This window comes from Yersinia vastinensis, assembly GCF_044905075.1.
GTDB classification, from domain to species: domain Bacteria; phylum Pseudomonadota; class Gammaproteobacteria; order Enterobacterales; family Enterobacteriaceae; genus Yersinia; species Yersinia vastinensis.
This window is the reverse complement of record NZ_CP173260.1, coordinates 2,706,202-2,731,508: the sequence shown is the minus strand read 5'-3', so window position 1 is coordinate 2,731,508 and position 25,307 is coordinate 2,706,202. Positions and strand designations below refer to the sequence as shown.

Below are 25,307 nucleotides of genomic sequence, written 5' to 3'. Positions count from 1 at the left end.
GCTACATGACCATGAAGAAAACGATTATTGCCAGCAGTATCATTGCCAGCATTTTTGCAGCCCCAGCTGCTTTTGCCTTTAAAGAATATCCAGCCGGCGAGCCTATCAAAATTAATGATATGGAAATTGCGGCGGTTTACTTACAACCAATTGATATGGAACCTCGTGGTATGGGCTTGCCAGCAGCAAAAGCTGACATCCATCTGGAGGCTGATATCCATGCAACCGAAGGCAATAAAAATGGGTTTGGTGCTGGTGAATGGATGCCGTACCTGACTATTGCGTATACCTTGGTGAATACGGACACCGGCGCTAAACAAGAAGGCACATTTATGCCAATGGTCGCCAGCGATGGCCCACACTACGGTGCCAACATTAAAATGATGGGTGTGGGTAACTACAAAGTCACTTATCACATCAGCGAACCCTCTAAAGCGGGTCTGCATCGCCATACTGACAGCGAGACCGGTGTTGGCCGCTGGTGGAAGCCGTTTGATGTGAGCTACGACTTCAAATATACCGGTTTGAATTGATAACAATGGCCGCGATAACTGATTCAGTTATCGCGGTTTTTCTTCATGCTAAATAGCCAGAGAGTTGTTGTTCTCCATTCTTGTCAAAACGTTACGGTCATGAGTAGAAGATTGTAAATAGAAACGTATTTCGTAATGTTATGATTTCCCTGCCCAAGGTGTGCTAATGAGTTATTTTTTTGTTTCCGTATTACAAGCCTTTTTACCCGTGGCATTGTTGCTGGGGTTAAGTTGGGCTACTCGACCAGCTCCCGCGATAAATAGGGTCATATGGATAACAATACTTATGGCAGTTGTGGGCGTTTGGGCTGGGGCTCATTATCCTAAATCTCAACAATTGCAGTTAGCGCTGGCAGTGATTCAGCTTCTCGCATTGCTTTTATTCCTACTAAGTCAATTCACTTCACGTCTTTCATTCGGTTATTTATGGCAGGCTCTGTTGGTCGTGGGCGCGGCATTCAATTGGGGTAATAACCCGAATTTGGGGGCCTTTACCAATACGCATGTCATCAATACTGATTTGCTACTTAATTTGGCAGCCATTGTCATTGCGTTTGTTTGGGTTGCTTTCTGTGCTGTGCTTTTGTTGATGATGATTAAGCAATTGCCGCGTTGTCGTTGGCCAATATTAATGCTGTTAACAGTGTTATTGATTTTGCCACTCAGTGGCGATGCCATTCTCTTGTTGATGAAACTACAGATTTTACCGTTAACGAAATCACTCCTCAGCTATGTGGCGTTAGTGACAAATGGACATGCTTGGTTAAGTTACATTTGTGCGCTGTTATTGGCGTTGGCGATGCTGTGTTATGTGGTGCCACTGCGTCAGGCTAGCAGTGTTGTCAGTGAAAATGCTGACCCCATTGCGCATCGCAAGGCGCTTGCGAATTACCGCAATGTACGCCGTGTTTTGGTCTTCTCCTTGATGGCTTGGATCGTGGTGATGGGTGCCCAGCTTTACTGGGATAAAGTCGCTTCTCAACCGCCTCAATTATCTGAAGCACTCCCTGTTACTCTCGCGGCTGATGGTTTGGTGCACATTCCAGTTGAACAAGTTCGTGATGGCAAATTACATCGCTTCGTTTGGGTTGCTGATGATGGCAAGGCTGTTCGTTTCTTTATCATCAACCGCTATCCTGATCGGTTACGTCTTAGTGCTGTCTTTGATGCCTGTCTGTTATGTGGCGACCAAGGCTATGTGATGGAAGGCAATCAAGTCATCTGCGTGGCATGCGCAGTGCATATCTTTATTCCCTCAATTGGCAAGGCGGGGGGATGTAACCCCATTCCACTGGAAGAGTGGAAAAATGATGATAAAGAGTTAGTGATCCCCAAATCCTCACTTGAAGCAGGCGTGAATTACTTCACGACCGTTGTGACTCTGGATGTGGTTGACCCGGTAGATAACACGCACCTAACTAACCAAAAAGCCGAGTACAAATATAGCTATGGTGATAAGACTTACTTCTTCTCATCTGAGGCAAATTACGACCGTTTCCGTGAACATCCCGAACACTTTGTCACTCCGGTTATCAATGCCGAAGACAGTGATACGCAGGAGAACCCATAATTATGCTGTGGCGCATGCTAAAGCAATCTTGGTTCAGAAATGTCCGGCGTAAGTCGTTGGCTGTATTCACGGTGTTCCTTGCAGCAGGGTTAATCTCTTCACTGTTGGCGGTATCTATCGATATTGGCGATAAAATGTCCCGTGAGCTGAAGTCTTATGGTGCCAACATTCTTATTGAACCGGCAGGGCAAGTTGCACTGCCGTCACTGTTTGGTGAGAAAAGTAATCCATTAACTGGGCAGGATTTTCTGGATCAAGCTGAACTCCCCAATATTAAAGATATTTTCTGGCGTAATAATATTGTCGGTTTTGCCCCCTTACTGAGTGGTGAAACCGAAGTCGATGGACAAAATATCCCGCTACTGGGTACTTATTTTAATCAGCCAGTAAATGTGCCTGATGAAGAGGATTATCACACCGGTCAGCAAATTATTAGTCCTTATTGGCAGATCAACGGGAACTGGCCACAAGAACCCGTCAAGGATAATGCCACTGAGGTTCAGGCGTTGTTGGGCAAGCAATTGGCGCAACAAACTGGCTGGAAAATAGGTGATGAGCTGCATCTCAGTGGTGTATCCGGGCCGTTAACCGTAAAAATCAGTGGTGTGTTAAGCAGTGGCGGAGAAGAAGAGGGCCGTTTAGTGTTGCCGCTCGCTGCAGTTCAATCTTTATTGGGGCTACCGGGGAAAGTTCAAGCCGTCAGGGTCTCTGCGTTGACGGTGCCGGAAAACGAATTATCACGTAGAGCACGTGACAATCTTGAAGCACTTAACGCCGAAGAATATGACCTATGGTATTGCACCGCTTATGTTTCTTCTATTGCTCATCAGCTTGAAGAGGCGATATCCGGTTCGGTGGTTCGTCCTATCTGGCAAGTCGCAGCCTCTGAAGGGGTGGTGATTGAGAAGATACAGCTCTTGCTGGCGGTTGTCACACTGGCGGCACTGATTGCTGCCGCCATGGGGATTGCATCATTGATGACCAGTACCATCATGGAACGAGCTAAAGAGATTGGTTTAATGAAAGCCTTAGGGGCACGCCAATGGCAAATCTTGATGTTGTTCTATCTTGAAGCGGCCATCAGTGGCTTGATTGGTGGCTTAGCCGGTTGTTTGGCCGGCTGGGGGTTAGCAAAAACCATCGGCTTGATGCTATTTGGTGCACCGTTGAGTTTTGCCTGGATGGTAGTGCCTTGTGTGTTGGTGATATCAGTCTTGATTGCCGTCATTGGAACTTGGTTCCCAGCCCGACGAATTGCACGTCTTTACCCGGTGGAGGTGCTCTATGGCCGATAATCGTCGGGTTGCGCAACATAAAGGTCACGATGGCATGTTTTGGCGTTTGGTATTTCGTGCATTACGTCTGCGGATGCAGCGCGTCAGTGTTGTATTTGCGGCATTGACTGTCGGAGCGGCGATTGTCACCGCAATGTCTGCCGTTTATTTCGATATTAACGCCAAAATGAGTCAAGAGTTACGGACATTTGGTGCGAATTTTTATATCGGGCCAGGGCATGGTAGCACGTTCGAACAAAATCAATTCCAACCCATTATTGATGCTGCCCCTAAAGGCCTTATCAATGCCTCAAGCCCCTATATCTATGGTATGGCGCGTACTGAACTGGAAAAAGTTGTGCTGATGGGAGTGTGGTTTGAATCCCTACAACGGTTGGTGCCGTACTGGCAAGTCAGTGGTAACTGGATTGGTGTCAGCTTCGATGATCGTAACGCAATGATTGGTATCAAACTCGCGGAGCGTTTGCATGTCAAAGTGGGCGATACCATAACGTTGGTGAGCGAAGGTGAGCGCCAGCGTTTACAAATTAAAGGCATTGTAGAGGCTGGTGATGCTACAGATAACATGCTGATTGTTAATCTGGAGTTAGCACAGAAATGGCTCCAGCAACCGGGGCGCATCAGTAATGCACTCCTGAGCGTCAGCAACGACGTGGGACAGGTTGAAACCTTCGCCAGCCATCTTCGCGAGCAATATCCAGACCTAGAAATAAGACCTATTCGTAAAGTTTCAGCGTCTGAAGGGCAAGTCCTCGACAAGATAAAAGGGCTGATGGGGTTGGTTTCGGTGGTTATTCTGATTTTGTCATCTTTATGTGTGAATACCACATTAATGGCGATAGTGGGTGAACGCTCAAAAGAGTTTGCGTTACAAAAAGCACTCGGGGCCAGTGGCGCGGATATTATTCGTCAAATGCTGACTGAAACCTTGATTATATCGCTGGCTGCTGCGGTCTGTGGTGCACTGCTGGGTTATGTGTTGGCACAGGTCTTAGGACAGACAGTGTTTAGTGCGTCGATTGCTTTGCGCGCACCGGTTTTACCGCTGACATTAGTATTGTCATTGCTAGTGGCCGCAGTGGCGGCAATTGTTCCCACTCGCCGGGCTATCCATATTGAACCCGCTAAAGTCCTGAAAGGAGAGTAGTCAATGACATCACCACTAACAGAGGTGAAAACCGAGCTGGCCACAGATGCGGTCATTGAGACTCGGCATTTATATAAGCGCTTCGGGCAAGTAACGGCACTGGAAGATATCAACATCCGCATTAATCGTGGCGAGTTTGTGGCAATTATGGGGGCGTCTGGATCAGGCAAAACCACTTTGATGAATATTTTGACTTGTCTGGATACCGTAAGTGAAGGGCAAGTTCTGCTTGATGGTATTGATGCTGCGGGTTTGGATGAAGAAGGTCGCAGGAAGTTTCGAGCAGATAAGATAGGGTTGGTTTTTCAACAATTCCATCTTATCCCTTATCTGACTGCGCTAGAGAACATTATGCTGGCACAGCATTATCATAGTGTGGTAGATGAAGATGCAGCGCGGCAAGTATTAGAACAAGTTGGGATGACGCCACGCATGGGTCATTTACCTAGTCAACTATCTGGCGGCGAGCAGCAGCGAGTGTGTATAGCCCGAGCTCTGGTTAATCAGCCCCCAATCATATTTGCTGATGAACCTACCGGTAACCTTGATGAAGAGAATGAACAGCGGGTATTAGATCTGCTAAATCATATCCATCGCCAGGGCAGAACGATTGTCATGGTGACTCACAACCCAGACTTAGGGTGTGTTGCTGATCGGATAATCCGGCTCCAGCACGGTAAATATCTGAATGAAGAGAGCCGTCATCATGTGGCGTAATCGATTAAAAGTTGTTGGGGTGTGCGGTTTACTCTTGCTACTCAGTGCATGCAAAGAAGAAAAAGTGGTTGTGGGTGAAGTTGCTCCGCAATTGGCGGCTTATGACCTGCAAGGCAAACCGGTTGCACTTGAGCAGTGGAAAGGTAAACAGGTATATCTTAATTTTTGGTCAGCAAGTTGTGGTGGTTGTCTGGCTGAAATGGCAGCATTGGATAAACTAAGCCAAGAATATCAAAGCGATATCGTTGTGGTGGCCATTAATACTGATCCAGAACAAGTGGATATTAATCCGATATTGGCACAGCGAAATATTAGTTACCCGGTTATTCGTGATCAATTGGGCATCACACAGGAGCGCTATCAGGTTATTGGCACACCAACCTCCTTTATGATTGACCGTGATGGCAAAGTAACACAATTGCATCAGGGCGCGCGTAATGAGAAAGATCTCACCACGTTGTTCCAACAATGGGTGGTAGGAGCATAATGAAAATATGGCTGTTGGCGACGAGCCTGGTGGTATTCAACGCAACGGCTCAATCGGCCACTGACGGTGAGCATATCTATAAGCAAACCTGTTCAAGTTGTCATGGGCGGTTAGCGGATCGCAAAAGTCTGGATAAAGCCCCGCCTCTGGTATCACTTTCGCGTGATGAAATTGTTGATGGTCTGACTGCGCGGCGTGATGGCAAGATTGTCGGGAGAGGGAATAAAGCCAAAGCACACCTGACTGATGATGATATTCAAAAATTAGCCAACCATATTGAAAAACTAAAAATAGTAAAACCCCAAATACCTCAGTAGTAATGCATCCATTAGCTTAAACGCGCTGAATGGCGAAATTATTATGTGCAACAATTCATCGAACTCTTGCATGATACCGACGCTTCATATGGTCACATAAATGCTGTATTATATGTTGCATATTAAATGCATCTTTAAACTATCTGAGGAATATCAGCATGGAAAAAACATCTGAGCTGCTTTGTTATAAACAGTTGCCGGTCTGGAACAGCGTTGACGTGCCAACAATGTTTCGTGAGAAGCACAATACTAAAGCCGGGACTTGGGCCAAGTTGACCATTCTGAATGGTGAAATGGACTTTCTGATCCTTGATGAGGCGGGTAATACACTGGAAAGACACTCTTTTTCTTGTGAGCATCAACCTCCTTTTATTGAGCCGCAAATTTGGCATCGTATCGCTGCTTGTTCAGATGATCTGCAATGCCAACTCAGCTTTTATTGTACGGCAGAAGATTTCTACCATAAAAAATACAATTTAACGCCGACGCATTCTGAAGTGATTGAAGCAGTGAAAACAGTCAAGCCGGGCAAGGCACTGGATTTAGGTTGTGGTTCTGGACGTAACTCATTGTACTTGAATTTACTGGGTTTTAATGTCACCGCAGTGGATAAAAATGGCGATAGCATCAGTAACCTGCAGCAGATTATTGCCAAGGAAAAACTGCAAAATATCACAGCTAGCACTTACAACATTAATGAAGCTAGCTTGGATAGTCGTTACGATTTTATTCTTTCGACTGTGGTGCTGATGTTCCTGCAACCAGAAAGAATCCCGCATATTATCAATAATATGCAAGAGTGCACTTTACCCGGTGGTTATAACCTGATTATTTCTGCTATGTCGACTGATGACTTCCCATGTACTGTGCCTTTCTCCTTTACATTAAAATCCGGTGAGCTAAGCCAATACTATAAAAATTGGGACATCATTAAATACAACGAAGATGTCGGGCAGTTGCATAAGACCGATGCTGAAGGTAACCGGATAAAATTGCGGTTTGCGACTTTGCTGGCTAAAAAACCGCAATAAAAGTGCTATTGGAAATTTGCCGCCTCGCTATATTCAAGTTCTGATGACGTAATGTATGATTTAGCAGGGCGGCAGCGTTGGCGCATCATGTAAACATTTGACGATATGATCAATAAATACACGCAACTTCGGAGGTAAATAACGTGTCGGGGGGTAGAGAAGCCATAATCCGCCACTATATGAACTGATAAAGCGCCACTCAGGTAATACTTGAACCATCAATCCTTGTTGTAGTGCCGTTCTTGCAGTAAAAAAGGGCAAACTGCCAATACCAATATTCTGCAATACTGCATCCAATCTTACGCCTGTATGGTTCGCTGAATAACGACCTCGCACTGTGACCGTAGCAGTTTTAGTCCCTTGGCGGAATTTCCAGCGTGCATCTCCGGGGGTTTCCCCCAGATAAATACAGCTGTGCTGAGTTAAATCGTGGGGATGTTGTGGCACACCATGAGTTGCGAGATATTCAGGGGTCGCACACAAAAGATGTTCGATATTCATCAACTGCCTCCCCACCATACCCGGTGAGGGTTGATCCGTAATTCGAATGGCTAAATCTATATTTTCATCAATCAGATCAACATATCGGTCTTCTAATATCAGTTGCACATCTATTTTGCTGTAACGACGTAAGAATTCAGGAATATGAGGGTGAATGACAAAACGTCCGACGGCTTTCGGCACACTGATACGGATCAGTCCCTCTGGTTCTTGATTATATTGACCACTCACTTCCATCACAGAGTTGGCCGCGTTGAGCATGGCGTGGCAGCGTTTAAAAACTTCCTCACCACTTTCACTCAAACGTAATTTCCGGGTAGTTCGCTGCAATAAACGGGTTGCCAGCGCTTTCTCAAGCCTGCTGACACTGCGGCTGATTGCTGAGGGGGAAACACCTAATTGGCGGGCAACAGCTGAGAAACTACCCGTCTCTACGACTTTAACGAAGGTCGCCATTTCGCTGAGTAATGTTATCGAAAGATTTGTGCTCATGGCGCAACAGTCCTTTGAATATGTGACGGATTATCACGATAGATTGGCAGCAATATAATCATAATGGAAATGATAAAAGGATAATGAATATGACAACCCGTGTATTTTTTGATAACGACACACTTACAATGCATGCTGAAGTATTGAGCTGTACACCTGAAAACGAACAGTTTGCCGTGATATTACAAGCGACTATTTTCCATCCGCAAGGCGGTGGGCAGCCATCAGATACAGGTTACATTGGGGATAATCGAGTATTGCGTGTTGTGCAGCAACAGGGACAGTTAATTCACTATCTGGAAAGCCCCATAGCACTGGGGCGTCATTACGCCAGTGTTGACAGTGAACGTCGCTCCTTGAATACGCGGATGCACTCCGCCGGACATCTTATCGGTAATATTGGTGAAGCTTATGGTTGGCTCCCAGTGAAAGCACATCATTGGCCTGGGGAGGGACGGGTATCATTCAAGCGAACAGAGAATCCTCAATCTATTAATATTGATATTGTTCAAACTGCGGTGGATGACTATATTCGCCAAGATTGTCCGAGAAAAATTTCCGTACAGGGGGACTTTCGTGAAGTCGGATTTGGAATGTTGCCAGCTTATGCCTGTGGTGGTACTCATGTCAGTTCATTGCAGGTTTTAGGTGAAGTGGCGGTACTATCGATGACGGAGAAGAAGGGTATTATGTCGATTAATTACACTGTGAGTTAGTATTGGTTATGAATATATCCAATTAATTTATGTTGTTACTCAAATCAACACCTTTCTCATTTGATGCTGTTGAGAATTATTAATTAACTTCATTGATAATCATTATCACTGAGTGTAATAATGTCTCCATACCGGTTTCGTGGAGTATGGATTGTGTCGAATGCAGCTGAAGTGATTTACCCTTCAACAACGGCGATTTCTGATGAAATCGCTAGTTTGTTTGCTCGTACATTCATACACTTTTCAGAATCGTTTCATGTCGATGCAACTGAAACTCCCCAAGAAAGCCTATGGCTAGAGCAGTGGTCGGCTGAGAATAGTTTGCCACGATTAATGCAAACCTACGAAAAGCACTATTACAGTGATAGTGAGCTAAACCCAAATCATAAAGCTCTGCACTCACTATGGGGGCAGTGGTATTTTGGTTTGGTTGTTCCTCCGATGATATTGATGTTACTGGCATTGCCCGTGGCGATAGATACTCGACCAGAAAGAATTCGAGTTAAGCTCCATGCTACAGGGCGGCCTGAAGCTATTTACTACCAACATCGTTGGTTGGATAAGTCTCCATCATCTTTATTAGAGCGGCTCTATTTATTACTCGATCATCATATTATTCCTGTTATGCAGAAAATAGCTCGCCAGCCAAAAGCTAACTCCCGTTTAATTTGGAATAACATCGGTTATCTGATGTTTTGGTATCTGCGTGAGTTCAGGAATAAACTGGGCACTATTGACGGTTATGAGGATATTATTGCAAACCTATTCCTCACCCCTAACCTCCCTGATGGGCGAAATAATCCTCTCTATCGTACTGTTATTCCACGCAATGGTGGCATGGAACGTCGTACCTGTTGTCAACGCAATAAACTGCCAGGTGTAGGTTGCTGCCTTGATTGTCCGTTAGAATCTCGCCCATAACCGGTATATGATTCGGCTTACAGATAAAGTAAGTCTTAAGGATATGTCGGTGAATAAAGAAAAAATTGCCCATTTAGACGCGGTAAGTCGTAAAGCTCGTGCGGTTATGGAGCGAGAAGGGCTTGATGCTCTGGTCGTGACCGTTTGTGATAATTTCTATTATCTCACCGGCTTTGCCAGCTTCTTTATGTATACCTTCCGGCATACCGGTGCGGCTGTCGCAATTATGTTCCGCGATGCCAATATTCCTTCACAGATAATCATGAATGAGTTTGAGGCGGCCAGTGCCCACTTTGACATGCCTAATATGGAGCTTAAGACTTTCCCTGTATGGGTTGATGTAGATGATCCGCGTAATCCTCTTAATTATCAGAGAAAGAGTGAGCGACCAATTGGTCCACCTATTGAGGCTGTTTTTAATTTAGTCAAAAGCGCTCTTGATAACGCTGGTGTATTGAATAAGAAAATTGCCATTGAATTACATGCTATGTCCAACGGTGGTAAAGGCGTTTTGGACAAAGTAGCACCAGGATTAAAGTTGGTTGATTCGACACCACTGTTTAATGAAATAAGAATGATCAAAAGTTCTTGGGAAATTAATCACCTACGTAAAAGTGCTGAAATCACTGAATACGGTATTGCCAGCGCAGTTAAACATATCCGTGTAGGTTGCACGGCATCAGAATTGACCGCGGCATTTAAAGCTGCGGTGATGAGTGACCCAGCGACAAACTTCTCTCGTTTCAATCTTATTTCTGTAGGTGATAATTTCTCACCTAAAATGTTCGCCGATGAAATACCTGCGAAGCGAGGAGATTTAATTAAGTTTGATTGTGGGGTGGATGTAGCCGGCTACGGAGCTGACCTTGCCCGTACATTTGTTCTTGGAAAACCTGACCAGCTAACGCAGCAGATATACGACACCATCAGAACCGGGCATGAACATATGTTATCGATGGTCGCCCCAGGCGTGAAATTAAAAGATGTTTTTGACTCCACAATGGACTTTATTAAAAAATCAGGTCTGCCACATTATAACCGTGGTCATTTGGGACATGGCGATGGCGTATTTCTGGGGCTGGAAGAGGCTCCTTTTGTTAGCACAGTGGCAACTGAAACATTCCGCCCTGGGATGGTACTGAGCCTTGAAACGCCTTATTACGGTATTGGGGTTGGCTCGATTATGCTGGAGGATATGATTCTCATCACTGAGAGCGGTTTTGAGTTTTTGAGTAAACTTGACCGTGATTTATTGCACTGTAATTAAGCTGCGTACGGTTTGTCACTTTAAGCGAATTAAAGTTATCTATGGAATAGACTCCACAATTTTGTCATGGAGGCTATTCCATTACTGCAAGAATAGAGAGAGATAACTTTAAAATAAGCAATAAAATACACATATAAAATATAAGGTTAAGGTTGAAAAGTGTTTTAATGTTGTGGTTATCGACATTATGTAGTTGATAATCAATTTTGTACTATTTGATTTTTTTATTATAACGGAAGTGATAATTAACTCTGCCAATAGTGACTTTTTTCTTGTGATTGTAAATATAAAGAATCTTTTAGATATTCAAAATTTCAAGTAGCAAAAACCTCTCTCAAACAGCCTGAAAACCAAATCGAATCTTCTCTTCGCAGGATACTGTATCGCAGCATTCCCTTAGTAAAAATATTTAGTCTTTATTTTTCGTGTTTTTGAAGAATTTTTGACTAAGAATATTCTTAATCGTATCTAAATTAACGCCCATATCACGTTTTTACCTCTATTAATCGCTGGAATAACAATATTCTATAATAATTCGGCAATAGTATTTTCTTTCAACTATCCTATGTAACATGCTGTAATACATTCCAAGGACGTCATTTCAACATAATTCCATAATGAAAAATGAATGTTCGTGAAGAAGCTTTTCTTGATCATCAAACAAGTTGCTGGCTTAAGGGTTATATAATGTATAACGCATTTACGACACTGCTGCGCCCGTTGCACCGGCACAGAATTACTATATTAGCGCTATTAATTTCCGGCCTTTCGGTTAATCCAGTTTTGGCAGAAACACAGTATGATTCATTAATCATCCAAGCCAGATCTGGGGATACCGCGCCGGTTCTTGATTATTTACAAAAAGAATCCAAAGCGAGGCCGCTTAATAGCAGTCAAGTTGACGATTGGCTACAAATAGCCGGTTGGGCAGGGCGCGATCAGGAGGTAATAGATGTCTATGAACGATATCACTCTTCTATGAATCTCTCCTCGCGCGGGTTAGCCTCTGCAGCGCGTGCCTATCGCAATGAAAAACGCTGGGATCAAGCACTGGCGCTGTGGCAAAGCAGCTTAAAGAAAGATCCTACTAACCCAGACCTTATCACCGGCATGATCATGACGCAGGCTGACTCAGGGCGTGGTGGTGCTGTGTTAGAACAGGCAAAAGAGTTAGCCGAGCGCAACCCTTCCGCGCAAAATTATATGACTCTGTCTTATCTGAACCGAGCAACCAATCGTAATTATGATGCATTACAGGCTTCGAGTGAGGCGGTGCGTTTGGCACCAGAATCTGAGGAAGTGTTAAAAAACCACCTTGAGATTTTGCAACGAAACCGTATTGCTGATCCGGCGTTACAGCTTGCGAAAGAGAACCCGAAATTAGTGACTGCAGAGCAATATCGTCAACTCGAGCGAGATGCTGCGGCAGAGCAAGTGCGTATGGCTGTGTTGCCGACTCGCAGTGAAACTGAACGTTTTTATATCGCGGATCAGGCATTAGCGGATTATCAGGATTTGTTGACTCGCTGGAGTAAAGATCCCGCAGCACAGTCCGATTACCAACGAGCGCGTATTGATAGGTTGGGCGCATTGTTGGTTCGTCGCAACACTGCTGAGTTGATTAAAGAATATGAGGCCATGGAAGCCGAAGGCTACAAAATGCCTGACTATGCCCGTCGTTGGGCGGCTTCTGCTTATATCGACCGCCGGATGCCAGAAAAAGCAGCCCCGATCCTAACCAGTTTGTATTATGCCGATGGTAAAACATTCCGTAACAGTGATGACTTGCTTGATGCTGATGATCTCTATTACTCACTAAATGAAAGCGAGCAATTAGATAAAGCACATCAATTCGCTAAGAACTACAGCGAACAAACACCTTATCAAGTCGGTGTCTATGGTTTGCCGGGGAAAGAGCCGAATGATGATTGGATGGAGGGTCAGACGCTATTGGTGCAATCACTGGTGGCGCTCAATGATCTGCCTGCGGCACAGAAAAAACTGGAGACATTATCCAGTACGGCACCTGCTAACCAGAATTTACGTGTTGCCTTGGCTGGCGTTTATCTGGCCAGAGATTTACCGCGCAAATCTGAACAAGAATTGAAGGCCGTAGAATCATTGGCACCTCGTAGCCTGATTTTAGAACGTGCGCAGGCTGAAACAGCGATGGATTTACAAGAATGGCGTCAGATGGAGTTGTTGACGGATGATGTGATCGCTCGTTCGCCCGAAGATGTTCCATCGCAGGAATTAGACCGCCAACGTAAAGTTCATAATATGTATGAGTTGCGGGTAACCGGCAACCGAACGATTTCTTCTAATAGCCCTATCAGTGGCAACAAAGACTACGGTATTGAAACTTTGCTTTATAGTCCGCCTATTGCTGACAACTGGCGGGTATTCGGCGGCGGCAGCTATAACAATTCACAATTTGAAGAAGGAACCGGCATTAACCGTGTTATGCGATTAGGCGGAGAGTGGACTTCTCGCGACCATTGGGTTGAGGCTGAGGTAAATAATCAGAATTACGGTTTTGGTAATAAAACCGGTGCACGTTTATCGACTTGGTATGATTTTAATGACCATTGGCGAGTCGGAGGTCAAGTTGAAAGGTTGGCTAAAGATACTCCACTGCGTGCATTAAAAAACAACATTTATGCCAATAGTGCTTCAGCTTTTGTGTTCTGGAAGGCTGATGACCGACGTGATCTCGAATTTAATGTGACACCGTCAGATTTTTCAGATGGCAACAAACGTTGGGAATATGAGCTTAATGGGCGTCAGCGCATCTGGACTGGGCCTTACCTAACTGCAGATTTCAATCTGGGTTTGGCTGCTAGCACCAACACCAAAGAAGACGTGATTTATTACAACCCGAAAAGTGACTTTACCTACCTTCCTGCGGTCACGATAAATCACATTATGTATCGTCATTATAAAACAATCTGGAGTCAGCAAGTGCAGCTTGGTGTCGGTGGCTATTGGGAGAAAAACTACGGAAATGGCCTAGTCACCACGGCAAGTTATGGGCAACGGGTCCAATGGAATGATGTTGTTGATACTGGAGTGGCCATTACCTACGACAAGCGCCCCTATGATGGCACCCGTGAGCATGATCTCTCGCTCGCTTTCGATTTGAATTACCGTTTCTAAGGGACGCTCCATGGCAAAGATACTATTTTTTATTCGGATACTTGTAGTTGGAATGATAACGCTACTCGCATCCGTCTGTTATGCAGAAAAGCCGGTATTTGTTCCCCCAGCCGAGCGCGCATTGCCACTCAGTGAAAGACCGTGGCAGAAGAATACCTTTGTGGTTATTGCTTATCATGATGTTGAAGATGATTCCGCAGACCAGCGTTATCTTTCGGTACGCAGCAGCGCACTCAGTGAACAATTGGCTTGGTTGAAGGACAATCGCTACAACGTGGTTTCTGTAGATCAAATTCTGGCGGCTCGTAATGGTGGTGCACCTTTACCCGATAAGGCGGTATTACTTACTTTTGATGATGGTTACAGCAGTTTTTACACTCGCGTTTACCCATTATTAGAAGCTAATAATCTGAGTGCGGTGTTAGCCCCGGTTGGGACGTGGATTGATACACCGGCCAATAAAAAGGTGGATTTTGGTGGTTTAAGTACTGACCGGGATCGTTTCCTAACCTGGAAACAGATCGGTGAAATGTCAAAATCAAAATTGATTGAAATTGGTGCGCACACCTACGCCTCACATTATGGCGTAATAGCCAACCCGCAAGGGAATACTGAACCGGCAGCGGCCAATCTCATGTATGACCCTAAAACCAAAAAATATGAAACCGAAGCTGCTTTTAAGCAACGGATGGAAAAAGATATTTCATTGATAACTCAGCGGATTACCCAAGCTACGGGTAAACAGCCACGAGTTTGGGTTTGGCCTTACGGTGCACCAAATGGCACTGTTATCAATATATTGCGTCAACACGGCTACCAGATGGCAATGACACTGGAACCGGGTATTGGCAATGTTAATGATCTGATGAATATCCCGCGTATTCTGATCAGTAATAATCCGTCCTTAAAGGATTTTGCCCAGTTAGTCACTTCCGTACAGGAAAAAGACATCATGCGGGTAGCGCATGTGGATTTGGATTATCTCTACGATCCAGACCCGGTGCAGGAAAAGGAAAACCTCGATAAGTTAGTGCAGCGTATTTCGGATTTACGTGTGACTACCGTGTTTTTACAGGCATTCTCTGATCCAAAAGGGGATGGCAATATTCGGCAGGTTTATTTCCCTAACCGCTGGATACCGATGCGCCAAGACCTGTTTAACCGAGTGGCGTGGCAGCTAGCTTCACGCCCAGATGTTGATGTATATGCCTGGATGCCGGTATTGGCATTTGAAATGGACTCATCGTTACCACGAATTCAACGTATTGATCCAAAAACGGGTAAAACCAGCATCGATCCGGATCAATATCGTCGTCTATCACCATTTAATCCGGAAGCTAGACAGCGCATTATTGATATTTACCGCGATATGGCATATAGCGCACCGATTGACGGGATTCTATATCACGACGATGCGGTTATGTCTGATTTCGAGGATGCATCACCGGATGCTATTCGTGCGTACGAAAAAGCGGGCTTCCCTGGGTCGATTGTCGAGATACGTAATAATCCAGAAATGATGGCGCGTTGGACTCGCTATAAGAGCAAATATTTGGTCGATTTTACCAACGAATTGACCCGCCAAGTGCGAGATATCCGTGGCCCGCAAGTGAAGTCAGCCCGCAATATATTTGCTATGCCGATTTTGGAACCGGAAAGCGAAGCATGGTTTGCCCAGAATCTTGATGATTTTTTGGCTAACTATGACTGGGTTGCCCCAATGGCCATGCCATTAATGGAGAAGGTGCCACTATCAGAGTCTAACGAGTGGCTTGCTGAATTGGTTAATAAAGTTGCGCAGCGCCCAGGCGCACTCAATAAAACTGTATTTGAACTGCAATCGAAGGACTGGACCAAACCTGAAGGCAGCAATGCTATCAGTGGCCCGATACTGGCGGGATGGATGCGCCAGTTGCAGTTAAATGGCGCGCAAAATTTTGGTTACTACCCGGATAACTTTATCACTGGCGAACCACCGCTAAAAGATGTCCGCCCTGTGCTATCTTCTGCTTGGTATCCTTTATATGATCGATAGAATTATTGCGTTACTCATCCTATGCCTGGTACTGAGCATTCCTGCGGGAATGATCCTGCTCTTTACCGGCGATGTGCTGCTGAATTTTGTTTTCTTCTACCCACTCTTTATGTCCGGTATTTGGATAACAGGCGGCGTCTACTTCTGGCTACGCCGGGAAAGACATTGGCCGTGGGGCGATGATGTACCGCCTCCGGAGCTGAAAGGGAACCCACTCGTGTCTATTTTGATCCCTTGCTTTAACGAGGGGCTGAATGCACGGGAAACTATTCACGCAGCTTTGGCGCAGAGCTATACCAATATTGAAGTTATCGCCATCAATGACGGCTCCAGTGATGATACCGCACAAATACTGGACGCAATGTTGGTTGAAGACCCGCGTTTACGTGTTATTCATCTGGCGCATAATCAGGGCAAAGCGATAGCTCTTCGTATGGGTACGGCTGCGGCACGTAGTGAATATCTGGTCTGTATCGATGGCGATGCTTTGCTGGATAAGAATGCGGTGCCGTACTTGGTCGCCCCGTTGATTGCGAACCCTCGCACCGGTGCGGTCACCGGTAACCCGCGTATTCGCACACGTTCAACACTGATTGGTCGCGTTCAGGTGGGTGAGTTCTCATCTATCATCGGCTTGATTAAACGGACTCAGCGAGTCTATGGTCAAGTCTTCACTGTGTCGGGTGTTGTGGCCGCTTTTCGCCGTAGGGCGTTGGCTGATGTGGGCTACTGGAGCCCAGACATGATTACCGAAGATATTGATATCAGCTGGAAATTACAGATAAGACATTGGTCGGTGTTCTTCGAGCCACGCGGCTTGTGCTGGATTTTGATGCCAGAAACCTTACGAGGGTTATGGAAACAGCGTCTGCGTTGGGCACAGGGTGGGGCAGAAGTCTTCTTGAAGAATATGTTCAAACTGTGGCGCTGGCGTAATCGCCGGATGTGGCTGTTATTCCTTGAGTATTCACTGTCTATCACGTGGGCATTTACTTATCTGTTTAGTATCATTTTGTTCCTGCTGGGTTTGGTGATTACTTTACCACCGGGAATTCATGTGCAGACGGTCTTCCCACCAGCCTTTACCGGTATGGTATTGGCGCTGACTTGCCTGCTGCAGTTTGCTATCAGTTTGGTGATTGAACGGCGCTATGAGCCTAACCTGGGGAGTTCGCTGTTCTGGATTATCTGGTATCCAATGGTTTACTGGATGCTGAGTTTGTTCACCACAGTGGTTTCGTTCCCCAAAGTCATGCTCAACACCAAGCGTAAACGTGCGCGTTGGGTTAGCCCAGACCGCGGGATCGGGAGGGTTAAACCATGAGTGCACCTTTGATTCATACCGAACAACGGGCGATCCCCCGCTGGATCGATATTATTATTACTGCATTGGCTTGGTTCGGTTTTATCTTTCTGTTCGTGAAGGGCTTTTTGGATATGATCCACCGAGCCCCAAATATGGGGCCGATCCCGTTCAGAATGTATATTCTGGCTGGTCTAACGACTCTGGCACTGTATGCGGCAATTGCGGCATTCAATGCCATCGTGCTGATTGTTTGGGCCAAATATAACCAAGTGCGCTTTCAGGTTGAGCGCCGCGGGCATCGGCCGCATCTTAATGATGATGAGTTAGCCGACAGTTTGGATGTTTCCGGTGACATGATTGCTCAATTAAAAGCGGGTTCTTGCCTCACGTTGTATAACGATGAGCATGGGCAGCTATTAGAGGTTAAAGAAGGGTTACAGCTCCCCTCTGTTGCGCCCGTCGTCAATTTACGACGCGGATAATCGTTAAAGCATTACTGAATACCCGATGTGCAACTACGCGGGTATTCAGTTCTCACCTTATGTTGTTCCTCACAGAGTCAATATCACCAAATTCTGTTTTGTATATTACTTCTGCTTTATATATTGCTATGATTTAACAGGACTTATCTTGGATGATAATGCGCGGATGTTCATTATTGATATTTTTGGCAGTTGCGCAATAACGGGAGCATGCAATGAAACAAAACCATTTCGGACAAACTATCGGAGCAGAATTAGCGCATTGGCAATCAGCGCAACGACCTCAACGGGAGATTCTGCCCGGGCATTTTTGTTATCTGGCCCCAGTTAATATCGATAAACATGAAACATGCTTATATCAGGCATATCACATGGTCAAAGAAACAAGCGATTGGACTTATTTTTATTGTGAACGACCTGAAAGTGAAGCTGACTTCCATCAATATCTCCAAACATTAATTAATGCTAAAGATGCCTTTCACTATACCGTTGTTGATGCGCAATCAGGTTTTGCTTTAGGGACTGTGGGGTTACAACGAATTGATGAAAATAATGGTGTTATCGAGATAGGCTCAGTTAATTGGTCACCCCGTTTAAAACGTCATTCAGCGGGAACTGAAGCTATATATCTATTACTGCATTACGTATTCGACAAGTTAGGCTATCGCCGCTGTGAGTGGAAGTGTGACTCATTGAATGAACCATCAAACAAAGCAGCATCGCGATTCGGATTTCAATATGAAGGGCAATTCCGGCAGGCTATTGTGACCAAAGGGCGTAATAGAGATACTAATTGGTATTCCATAACGGACCGCGAGTGGCCAATAATTAAGCAGGCCTTTAATGATTGGTTGGCTATGGATAACTTTGATAGCCAAGGTAAACAGAACGCGCGCTTGCAGGATTTAAGAATTAGTCGTTAGTGATAATGATTAATTCTATCTTATTGTATTTATTTGCCATTTTTAATTTCGCCTTTACTTAAAACAGAGAGAAAAGCAGTAAAGGTGAAATAAGACTGGAGATTTAATTCGAGGAGTATTACGGGGTTTAATAGTATAGCGCGATGTAAAAAATAATTAGAGTGAAAAGTGAGCAAACAGATAAATTATATTTTTTTACATTTTTGTATCGCGAAACTTAAGAGTGTCATTATACTGTAATCATCTGGCGGTATTTTTCACACGGTGCACAGCTTAGGCTGTTGTTTATCACTGCGGGGATCGCTAATGGTAGAGTCCATGATTGGGCTGTTAAGACAAGACCAAAGTTTCATTCAAGCAACTCGTTGTAACGAGGGCTTCCCATCCGACTCTAAAATTCCAGTAATACAATCATTATCTATCCCGACTATTTCTGTATTAACAATATTCTTGTTACCCGCGTTCTTGTTCCCAGTATTAATAATACGTGATAACTCCCCTTGCGATACTGTATTCAATCGATGTCTGTTTTTACTCAGCTCATTTGAGAGTTTACCTTACTCGCATTTTTCATTGGCTATTATTGGCTGCAAAGGAAGCCAAAACCTCATCCGTATGTGAAACATAATCGCGCAGGCAATTTCTGCTGCGGTAGGTGAATCAAACTGAAAGGTGCCACTATGGGAAGACAGAAAGCAGTGATCAAAGCTCGTCGTGAAGCGAAACGCGTAATTAGACGTGATTCACGTAGTCATCGTCAGCGTGAGGAAGAAAACGTGACATCGTTAGTACAAATGGGCGGTGTTGAATCAATAGGTATGGCACGGGATAGCCGTGATACCTCCGTTATTCAGGCGCGTACGGAAGCTCAAGGTCATTACTTATCAGCCATAGAAAGTAAACTACTCATCTTCGCTACCGGTGAAGCGGGATGCGGTAAAACCTTTATCAGCGCAGCCAAGGCTGCTGAAGCATTAATTCACAAAGAAGTTGATCGGATAATTGTGACGCGGCCTGTTCTACAGGCAGATGAGGATCTGGGTTTCTTGCCTGGTGATATCTCTGAGAAATTCGCGCCTTATTTCCGCCCGGTGTATGACATTCTGTTGCGCCGACTTGGTTCGTCTTTCTTGCAATATTGTCTACGACCGGAAATTGGCAAGGTAGAAATTGCACCTTTCGCCTACATGCGTGGGCGTACCTTTGAAAATGCGGTGGTGATCCTCGATGAGGCACAAAATGTAACCGCCAGCCAGATGAAGATGTTCCTGACCCGTCTTGGTGAAAACGTCACGGTCATTGTTAATGGCGATATTACCCAATGCGACCTTCCGCGTGGCGTAAAATCAGGTCTTAGCGATGCGTTAGAGCGCTTTGCTGAGGATGAGATGATTGGCATCATCCGCTTTGATAAACAGGATTGTGTCCGTTCTGCACTCTGTCAGCACACGTTAAATGCCTATTCGTAACTTAAGATTATGAATAGATGACCCGATAAAAAAGGGCAAGCGCCAAAACGCTTGCCCTTTGCTTATTCAGGCTATTTTGAGGTATTAACCACTACAGCATAATTGTCATCATATAAGCCGCAAACAGTGCCAGATGGGCGGTGCCATTGAGGACGTTCGTTCTGCCGGTAGAGAATGAAATTTGCGACAGAATCAAGACACTCACCATCACCACAATATGAGGTGCTTCCAGACCAAAGGTTAGCTCTTGCCCGGTCAGCACAGCAATTAAGGTCACCGCAGGAACAGTCAATGAAATTGTCGCCAGCACGGAACCGAAAAAGAGGTTCATCGCACGCTGTACCTGATTGGCTAATACCGCTTTCAACGCCCCTAAACCTTCCGGTGACAAGATAAGTAAAGCTATCAAGAAACCTGTAAATTTCGCTGGCGCATTTAATTCTGTCAACAACGCTTCGAGTGGGTTGGCATCAAATTTAGTGACCGCAATAACTGCCACCAAATGAATTAACAACCAGAAGGTGTGCCACAGGCTACTGTGGGAAGATGGTTTACCGTGGTGAGGGTCACTAGGGTCATCACCTTCGTCTTCATGTTCGTAAACAAACAGGCTTTGATGTGTTTTAGTTTGGATAAGCAGGAATACGCCATACATCGCTGCCGAAATTGCGGCAACAACCAATGATTGCGCTACCCCAAAATCCCCACCGGGTAGGGTACTTGGGAGTACCAATACAATAATTGCCAGTGGGAAGATGGCCATTAGATATTGTTTGATACCGACCAAATTGACATGCTGGGTAGCAAATTTACGGCCACCAAGGAGCAAAGACACCCCAACCAATCCACCCACAACAATCATGATGACAGAATAGAGTGTGTCGCGCATTAATGCGGGGGCAGCATCGCCAGTTGCCATCATCGCCGAGATCAAACTGACCTCAAGCACTACCACGGAGAGGCTGAGAATTAAGGAGCCATAGGGTTCACCCAAGCGGTGTGCCAATACATCGGCATGACGAACCACACTGAATGCACTGCTCAGAATACCGACCAGCGCTATGAGGTTGATGATAATAACGGCGGCAAAATTACTGGTGTCACCCCAGATATTAAGGATAACCAGTGCAACGATAGGCAAGATCAAAGAGTATTCGTGGTGGCGGGATTTAGATCGGCCAGGATCGTTTTGCGACTTCATTTCGAGAGCGCTCCTAATAACTTTACTGCATTAAATAGGCATTAGAGCCATTTAACGATAATTAAGTGCCATATTGTAGGCTAAGTAGCCTTAAGACTAACAAATAACAGGAAATTGTCGCAGGAAATTTACAAGGTTTTAACCGAGAAGAGTAGAAAAAAAGTGATGAAAATGGACATAACAAAGTGATGTCCATTGATTTTATAGATATTAATGTAGTCTAGTCGTCAATATTGTCCATCACTTCATGGCGTTTGTGATGATAATCTTCTTCATTCAACCCTTCACGCCAATAGGGAACGGCATAAAGTTGATGACGTTCACAGCCTTTTTCGCGACGCAGATAACGACGTAAGACGACCACCAATCTATCTTCACCTGCTAGCCAGAAAGTTGCTTCTTCCATCGGCAACGTCAATGCACAGAATTGGGTGATAACTTCATCCGTTTTTTCGGTACCCCCGATGACCCAGCTCAGTTCAACACCGGCAGGTTTAACCAGATCAAGCACATCTTGTGGAGTATCCACACGAATAATGACGTGACCTTGCGCATCGGCTGACAGTGTTTCCAATAACGCGGCAATAGCCGGGAGTGAAGAGGGGTCGCCTACCAAATAGCTGTACGCGGCTGCGGGTAACATGGTCTCTGGGCCACCGGGATTGGTGATGCCCAGCCAGTCACCAGCTTTAGCATGACGGGCAAAATTCACCGCTGGACCACTGTGATCATGAAGAGCAAATTCAATATCAATCTCGCCTTGTTCAGGGCGAACTGCTCGAACAGAGTAGGTGCGAACAACCGGACGAATGTCTGCTGCGGGCCATATCGGGCCTTTTTCTCCCAGTACCGGTAATTCAGGCTGTGTTTGGTTCGGTAAAGGTAGAAAGACCTTTAAGTGAGCTCCAGCGCAATTTGACGGATAGTTCTCTAATGTAGGGCTATGGAAGGTAATTCGACGCAAATGGGGGGAGGTGTCTACTATCTTTTTTACCTGCACCAAGTGCGGAGGTGTGGGACGGTATTTGGGTTTGGCTGCGGTTGATTCTGTGGTCACAGTTTATCCTTATTACTTTTATGGTGTTTTATTTTTGCTACGTCAGCCAGTAGGATCTATGGCTTATAAGGCCGTAAATTATATCACCAACCAATGTTAATGATAATTATTTGCATGAGAAGAGTGTAAGGAAAGCGATATTTAGCTGATAGGTTGGACAATTGCAGTGCGTCGGAAATGCATTCTTAGGCGTAACATTGTGACCAACGCTACGGCCATCACAGCCATAGCTGCCAATGGAAGTTGTTGTAAATGTAAACCAAAGGCTAATAATGTGCCGCCAAGCCAAGCGCCGAGAGCATTACCCAGATTGAAAGCACTCTGGTTAAATGTTGATGCCAAATTAGGAGCATCACGGGCTTGATCCACCACCAAGAGTTGCAGCATAGGGCACAGAGCGAATGCGACAATACTCCAGATAAATAATGTCAGTAGTGCCGGTAAATAAAAACCAATGGTGTAGTGAAGAGCGAGCAGGATAGCGATTAATATGGCTATCAATCTCGTCATCGAACCTACCAGATTTCTATCCCCTAATCGCCCCCCTAGAACACTCCCGATAGACAAGCCAACGCCAAGAATGAGCAGTACAACTGTCACGCCGTGTTCAGACACACGAGTAACTTCGCGCAATAAGGGAGCAATATAGGTGAAAACAGTAAAGAGACTGGTATTGGTTAATACGGATAACAGCAGGGCAGTTTGCACTTTCTTCTGCATCAGCGTTTTGAACTCTAACTTTGGGCTGATTTTCTTCATTGGAATATGACTTGGTAGCCACGCTATGACGGCAATAATGGCAACAATACCGATAGCGCTAACCCCCCAAAATGCCGCACGCCAGCCGAAAGCCTGACCGATTGCCGTCCCCAGCGGCACACCCAACACGTTCGCTAACGTGACACCCATAAAGACCAATGCGATTGCCCGAGCACGGCGATTGGGCTGAACCAAATCGGTGGCGACTACCGATGCCAACCCAAAGAATGTGCCGTGGCACAGAGCGGCAATAATACGAGCAGCCATTAATAGGTTATAGGTTTCAGCCAAGGCACACAGAACATTGCCGATAATAAACAGGACGATTAAGCCCAATAGCGTGGATTTACGTGGAATTCTTGCCGTCGCAATAGCCAATAAAGGAGCGCCGACCACCACCCCCATGGCATAAACAGAAACCAGCATACCGGTTTTAGGGATACTGACCCCCAAATCATGGGCAACTTCTGGCAACAGTCCCATAATGACAAACTCGCTGGTGCCAATGCCAAATGTAGCAATGGTTAGTGCAATAATAGCCAACGGCATGAATAACTCCCGAACAGTCTCCCTTGGCGCGAGAGACTGAATAACAACAATATCAACTCGCTCCCTGACATGAATATGAAAGAGAAAAAGTCTTTGTAGGTGAATTTAATTGGACAATTTTATCATCGACCCTAAATGGCGTCTAACGGCAAAGTGCTATATTAAAAAGTAATTAAATATAGCAAATTTCATTTTTATGTTTTGAATTCAGCTAAATATATAACACCGTATAAACTCCTATTTACTTGATAAATAATATTATTTTTGTTTTTTCACCTTAAAGCGATTGCCTGGTCTCCATCATTCACTTTGCTTAGTACAAAAAAACATAAGCAGCGGCTTTTTTGTATTTGTTTGTCACCTTTGTCCCCCGTAAATCTATACATCAAACAAAACACGATAAAAGGGGGTTAGTGTGAATTTCCAGCAACTCAAAATTATTCGGGAATCGGCCCGTTGCAATTACAACCTTACTGAAGTGGCAAATACTTTATTTACCTCGCAATCCGGTGTCAGCCGGCATATTCGAGAGCTGGAAGAAGAATTAGGCATTGAGATATTTATTCGGCGTGGTAAACGTCTGTTAGGGATGACTGAGCCGGGGAAAGAATTGCTGACGGTAGCGGAACGCATGTTAAATGATGCGAATCAGATTCGCCGATTAGCCGATGTATTCAGTAACAATGATAGTGGGCAGCTACACATAGCAACGACTCATACTCAAGCGCGCTATAGCTTGCCCCGAGTCATTAAAGAGTTTCGCTTGCTGTATCCGCAGGTCAAGTTAGTCATCAGTCAGGGGAATCCACAAGAAATTGCCGCAATGTTGCAATCCGGTGAGGCTGATATTGGCATTGCTACCGAAGTATTGATGAGCGATGAGGCTGTGGCTGCATTTCCATATTATCGCTGGCATCACGCGATTGTTGTGCCGGAAAATCATCCATTAACGCAAGAATCCAATATCACGCTAGAAATCTTAAGTCGTTTGCCATTAATTACTTACCGTCAAGGTATCACCGGGCGCTCCCGATTGGACAACGCCTTTAAAAACGCAGGTCTGATACCTGATATTGCGCTCAGTGCCCAAGATTCTGATGTGATCAAAACCTATGTTGAATTGGGGCTGGGGGTTGGGATTCTGGCTGATATGTCCTATGAGGCGCATCGCGATAAAGGGCTGGTACGGCTGAATGCGGAACATCTCTTTGATGCCAACACGGTTTGGTTGGGATTAAAACGCGGTCAGTTACAACGTAACTTTATCTGGTTCTTTATCCAGCTCTGTAATCCAACACTTTCTCTGCATGACATTAAAGAGAAAGTGTTGGCTGAAGCAAGCAATGAGGTGGTGATCGACTACCAAATTTAGAAAG

22 protein-coding genes are annotated in these 25,307 nt (G+C 45.2%); 18 read left to right on the top strand and 4 right to left on the bottom strand.

The annotated features are described in order from the left end of the window. Window positions 1-5 precede the first annotated feature (5 nt). The 8 genes from ACIOG0_RS12730 to tehB all read left to right on the top strand — a co-directional run bounded on the left by ACIOG0_RS12730 (window position 6) and on the right by tehB (window position 7,097). Window positions 6-533 (top strand): iron transporter, encoded by a 528-nt coding sequence (locus ACIOG0_RS12730; RefSeq protein WP_004390794.1) that lies wholly within the window; start codon window positions 6-8, stop codon window positions 531-533. Window positions 534-699: 166 nt separating this feature from the next. After that, on the top strand, window positions 700-2,103 hold the full coding sequence (locus tag ACIOG0_RS12725) for a Fe-S-containing protein (RefSeq protein WP_128451011.1): 1,404 nt from the start codon (window positions 700-702) through the stop codon (window positions 2,101-2,103). 2 nt (window positions 2,104-2,105) lie between these two features. Then, window positions 2,106-3,398, top strand: coding sequence for an ABC transporter permease (locus ACIOG0_RS12720; RefSeq protein ID WP_050098273.1), 1,293 nt, complete (start codon window positions 2,106-2,108; stop codon window positions 3,396-3,398). A 34-nt stretch (window positions 3,399-3,432) separates the two neighbouring features. Beyond that, window positions 3,433-4,545: an ABC transporter permease gene (locus ACIOG0_RS12715; protein ID WP_186004127.1), complete on the top strand. Its 1,113-nt coding sequence runs from the start codon at window positions 3,433-3,435 to the stop codon at window positions 4,543-4,545. Between the two features lie 3 nt (window positions 4,546-4,548). Beyond that, the gene (locus ACIOG0_RS12710; protein ID WP_050098271.1) at window positions 4,549-5,262 is read left to right on the top strand and encodes an ABC transporter ATP-binding protein; all 714 of its coding nucleotides are present in this window, start codon (window positions 4,549-4,551) and stop codon (window positions 5,260-5,262) included. Beyond that, a complete protein-coding gene (locus tag ACIOG0_RS12705) occupies window positions 5,252-5,749 on the top strand; it encodes a TlpA disulfide reductase family protein (RefSeq protein WP_050098270.1) in 498 nt (165 codons plus the stop codon). Before ACIOG0_RS12710 ends, ACIOG0_RS12705 begins: the two co-directional genes overlap by 11 nt. Continuing rightward, window positions 5,749-6,066, top strand: coding sequence for a cytochrome c (locus tag ACIOG0_RS12700; protein ID WP_050140837.1), 318 nt, complete (start codon window positions 5,749-5,751; stop codon window positions 6,064-6,066). The genes ACIOG0_RS12705 and ACIOG0_RS12700 overlap by 1 nt, the downstream gene beginning before the upstream one ends. 158 nt (window positions 6,067-6,224) lie before the next feature. Next, a complete protein-coding gene (tehB, locus tag ACIOG0_RS12695; protein WP_128451010.1) occupies window positions 6,225-7,097 on the top strand; it encodes an SAM-dependent methyltransferase TehB in 873 nt (290 codons plus the stop codon). 60 nt (window positions 7,098-7,157) lie between these two features. Here tehB and ACIOG0_RS12690 read toward each other — a convergent pair whose 3' ends face one another. Then, window positions 7,158-8,090 carry a LysR family transcriptional regulator gene (locus tag ACIOG0_RS12690; protein WP_128451009.1) on the bottom strand — a complete coding sequence of 311 codons (933 nt, stop codon included), beginning with the start codon at window positions 8,088-8,090 and terminating at the stop codon, window positions 7,158-7,160. Window positions 8,091-8,179: 89 nt separating this feature from the next. Between ACIOG0_RS12690 and ACIOG0_RS12685 the strand changes: the two genes are divergently transcribed. The 9 genes from ACIOG0_RS12685 (at window position 8,180) to phoH (ending at window position 20,365) form a co-directional block, all read left to right on the top strand. Continuing rightward, the gene (locus ACIOG0_RS12685; RefSeq protein WP_050296320.1) at window positions 8,180-8,806 is read left to right on the top strand and encodes a serine-tRNA(Ala) deacylase AlaX; all 627 of its coding nucleotides are present in this window, start codon (window positions 8,180-8,182) and stop codon (window positions 8,804-8,806) included. Between the two features lie 153 nt (window positions 8,807-8,959). Further along, entirely contained in the window at window positions 8,960-9,727 is a 768-nt protein-coding gene (gene fhuF, locus ACIOG0_RS12680) for a siderophore-iron reductase FhuF (protein WP_128451008.1), read from the top strand. A gap of 49 nt (window positions 9,728-9,776) precedes the next feature. Beyond that, window positions 9,777-10,994, top strand: a complete 1,218-nt coding sequence (locus tag ACIOG0_RS12675; protein WP_050140839.1) for a M24 family metallopeptidase — start codon at window positions 9,777-9,779, stop codon at window positions 10,992-10,994. Window positions 10,995-11,681: 687 nt separating this feature from the next. After that, window positions 11,682-14,150 carry a poly-beta-1,6 N-acetyl-D-glucosamine export porin PgaA gene (gene pgaA, locus ACIOG0_RS12670; protein ID WP_050140840.1) on the top strand — a complete coding sequence of 823 codons (2,469 nt, stop codon included), beginning with the start codon at window positions 11,682-11,684 and terminating at the stop codon, window positions 14,148-14,150. A 10-nt stretch (window positions 14,151-14,160) separates the two neighbouring features. Continuing rightward, the gene (pgaB, locus tag ACIOG0_RS12665) at window positions 14,161-16,185 is read left to right on the top strand and encodes a poly-beta-1,6-N-acetyl-D-glucosamine N-deacetylase PgaB (RefSeq protein ID WP_050098262.1); all 2,025 of its coding nucleotides are present in this window, start codon (window positions 14,161-14,163) and stop codon (window positions 16,183-16,185) included. Continuing rightward, window positions 16,175-17,509 (top strand): poly-beta-1,6-N-acetyl-D-glucosamine synthase, encoded by a 1,335-nt coding sequence (pgaC, locus tag ACIOG0_RS12660; protein WP_050098261.1) that lies wholly within the window; start codon window positions 16,175-16,177, stop codon window positions 17,507-17,509. The genes pgaB and pgaC overlap by 11 nt, the downstream gene beginning before the upstream one ends. Then, window positions 17,506-17,973 (top strand): poly-beta-1,6-N-acetyl-D-glucosamine biosynthesis protein PgaD, encoded by a 468-nt coding sequence (gene pgaD / locus ACIOG0_RS12655; protein WP_050098260.1) that lies wholly within the window; start codon window positions 17,506-17,508, stop codon window positions 17,971-17,973. The genes pgaC and pgaD overlap by 4 nt, the downstream gene beginning before the upstream one ends. A 215-nt stretch (window positions 17,974-18,188) precedes the next feature. Beyond that, window positions 18,189-18,896 carry a GNAT family N-acetyltransferase gene (locus ACIOG0_RS12650; protein WP_050098259.1) on the top strand — a complete coding sequence of 236 codons (708 nt, stop codon included), beginning with the start codon at window positions 18,189-18,191 and terminating at the stop codon, window positions 18,894-18,896. Window positions 18,897-19,576: 680 nt separating this feature from the next. Then, window positions 19,577-20,365: a phosphate starvation-inducible protein PhoH gene (gene phoH / locus ACIOG0_RS12645; protein ID WP_032910125.1), complete on the top strand. Its 789-nt coding sequence runs from the start codon at window positions 19,577-19,579 to the stop codon at window positions 20,363-20,365. Window positions 20,366-20,456: 91 nt separating this feature from the next. Here the strand turns inward: phoH and chaA are convergent, their stop codons facing one another. From chaA to ACIOG0_RS12630, 3 genes are all read right to left on the bottom strand, one after another. Next, window positions 20,457-21,566 carry a sodium-potassium/proton antiporter ChaA gene (gene chaA / locus ACIOG0_RS12640; protein WP_050098257.1) on the bottom strand — a complete coding sequence of 370 codons (1,110 nt, stop codon included), beginning with the start codon at window positions 21,564-21,566 and terminating at the stop codon, window positions 20,457-20,459. Window positions 21,567-21,786: 220 nt separating this feature from the next. Then, window positions 21,787-22,623 (bottom strand): siderophore-interacting protein, encoded by an 837-nt coding sequence (locus ACIOG0_RS12635; RefSeq protein WP_128451007.1) that lies wholly within the window; start codon window positions 22,621-22,623, stop codon window positions 21,787-21,789. Window positions 22,624-22,764: 141 nt separating this feature from the next. Then, window positions 22,765-23,931, bottom strand: a complete 1,167-nt coding sequence (locus tag ACIOG0_RS12630; RefSeq protein WP_128451006.1) for an MFS transporter — start codon at window positions 23,929-23,931, stop codon at window positions 22,765-22,767. Window positions 23,932-24,346: 415 nt separating this feature from the next. Here ACIOG0_RS12630 and cbl point away from each other — a divergent pair, with 415 nt between their 5' ends. Next, entirely contained in the window at window positions 24,347-25,303 is a 957-nt protein-coding gene (gene cbl / locus ACIOG0_RS12625; RefSeq protein ID WP_050098254.1) for an HTH-type transcriptional regulator Cbl, read from the top strand. The last annotated feature ends 4 nt before the right edge of the window (window positions 25,304-25,307 follow it).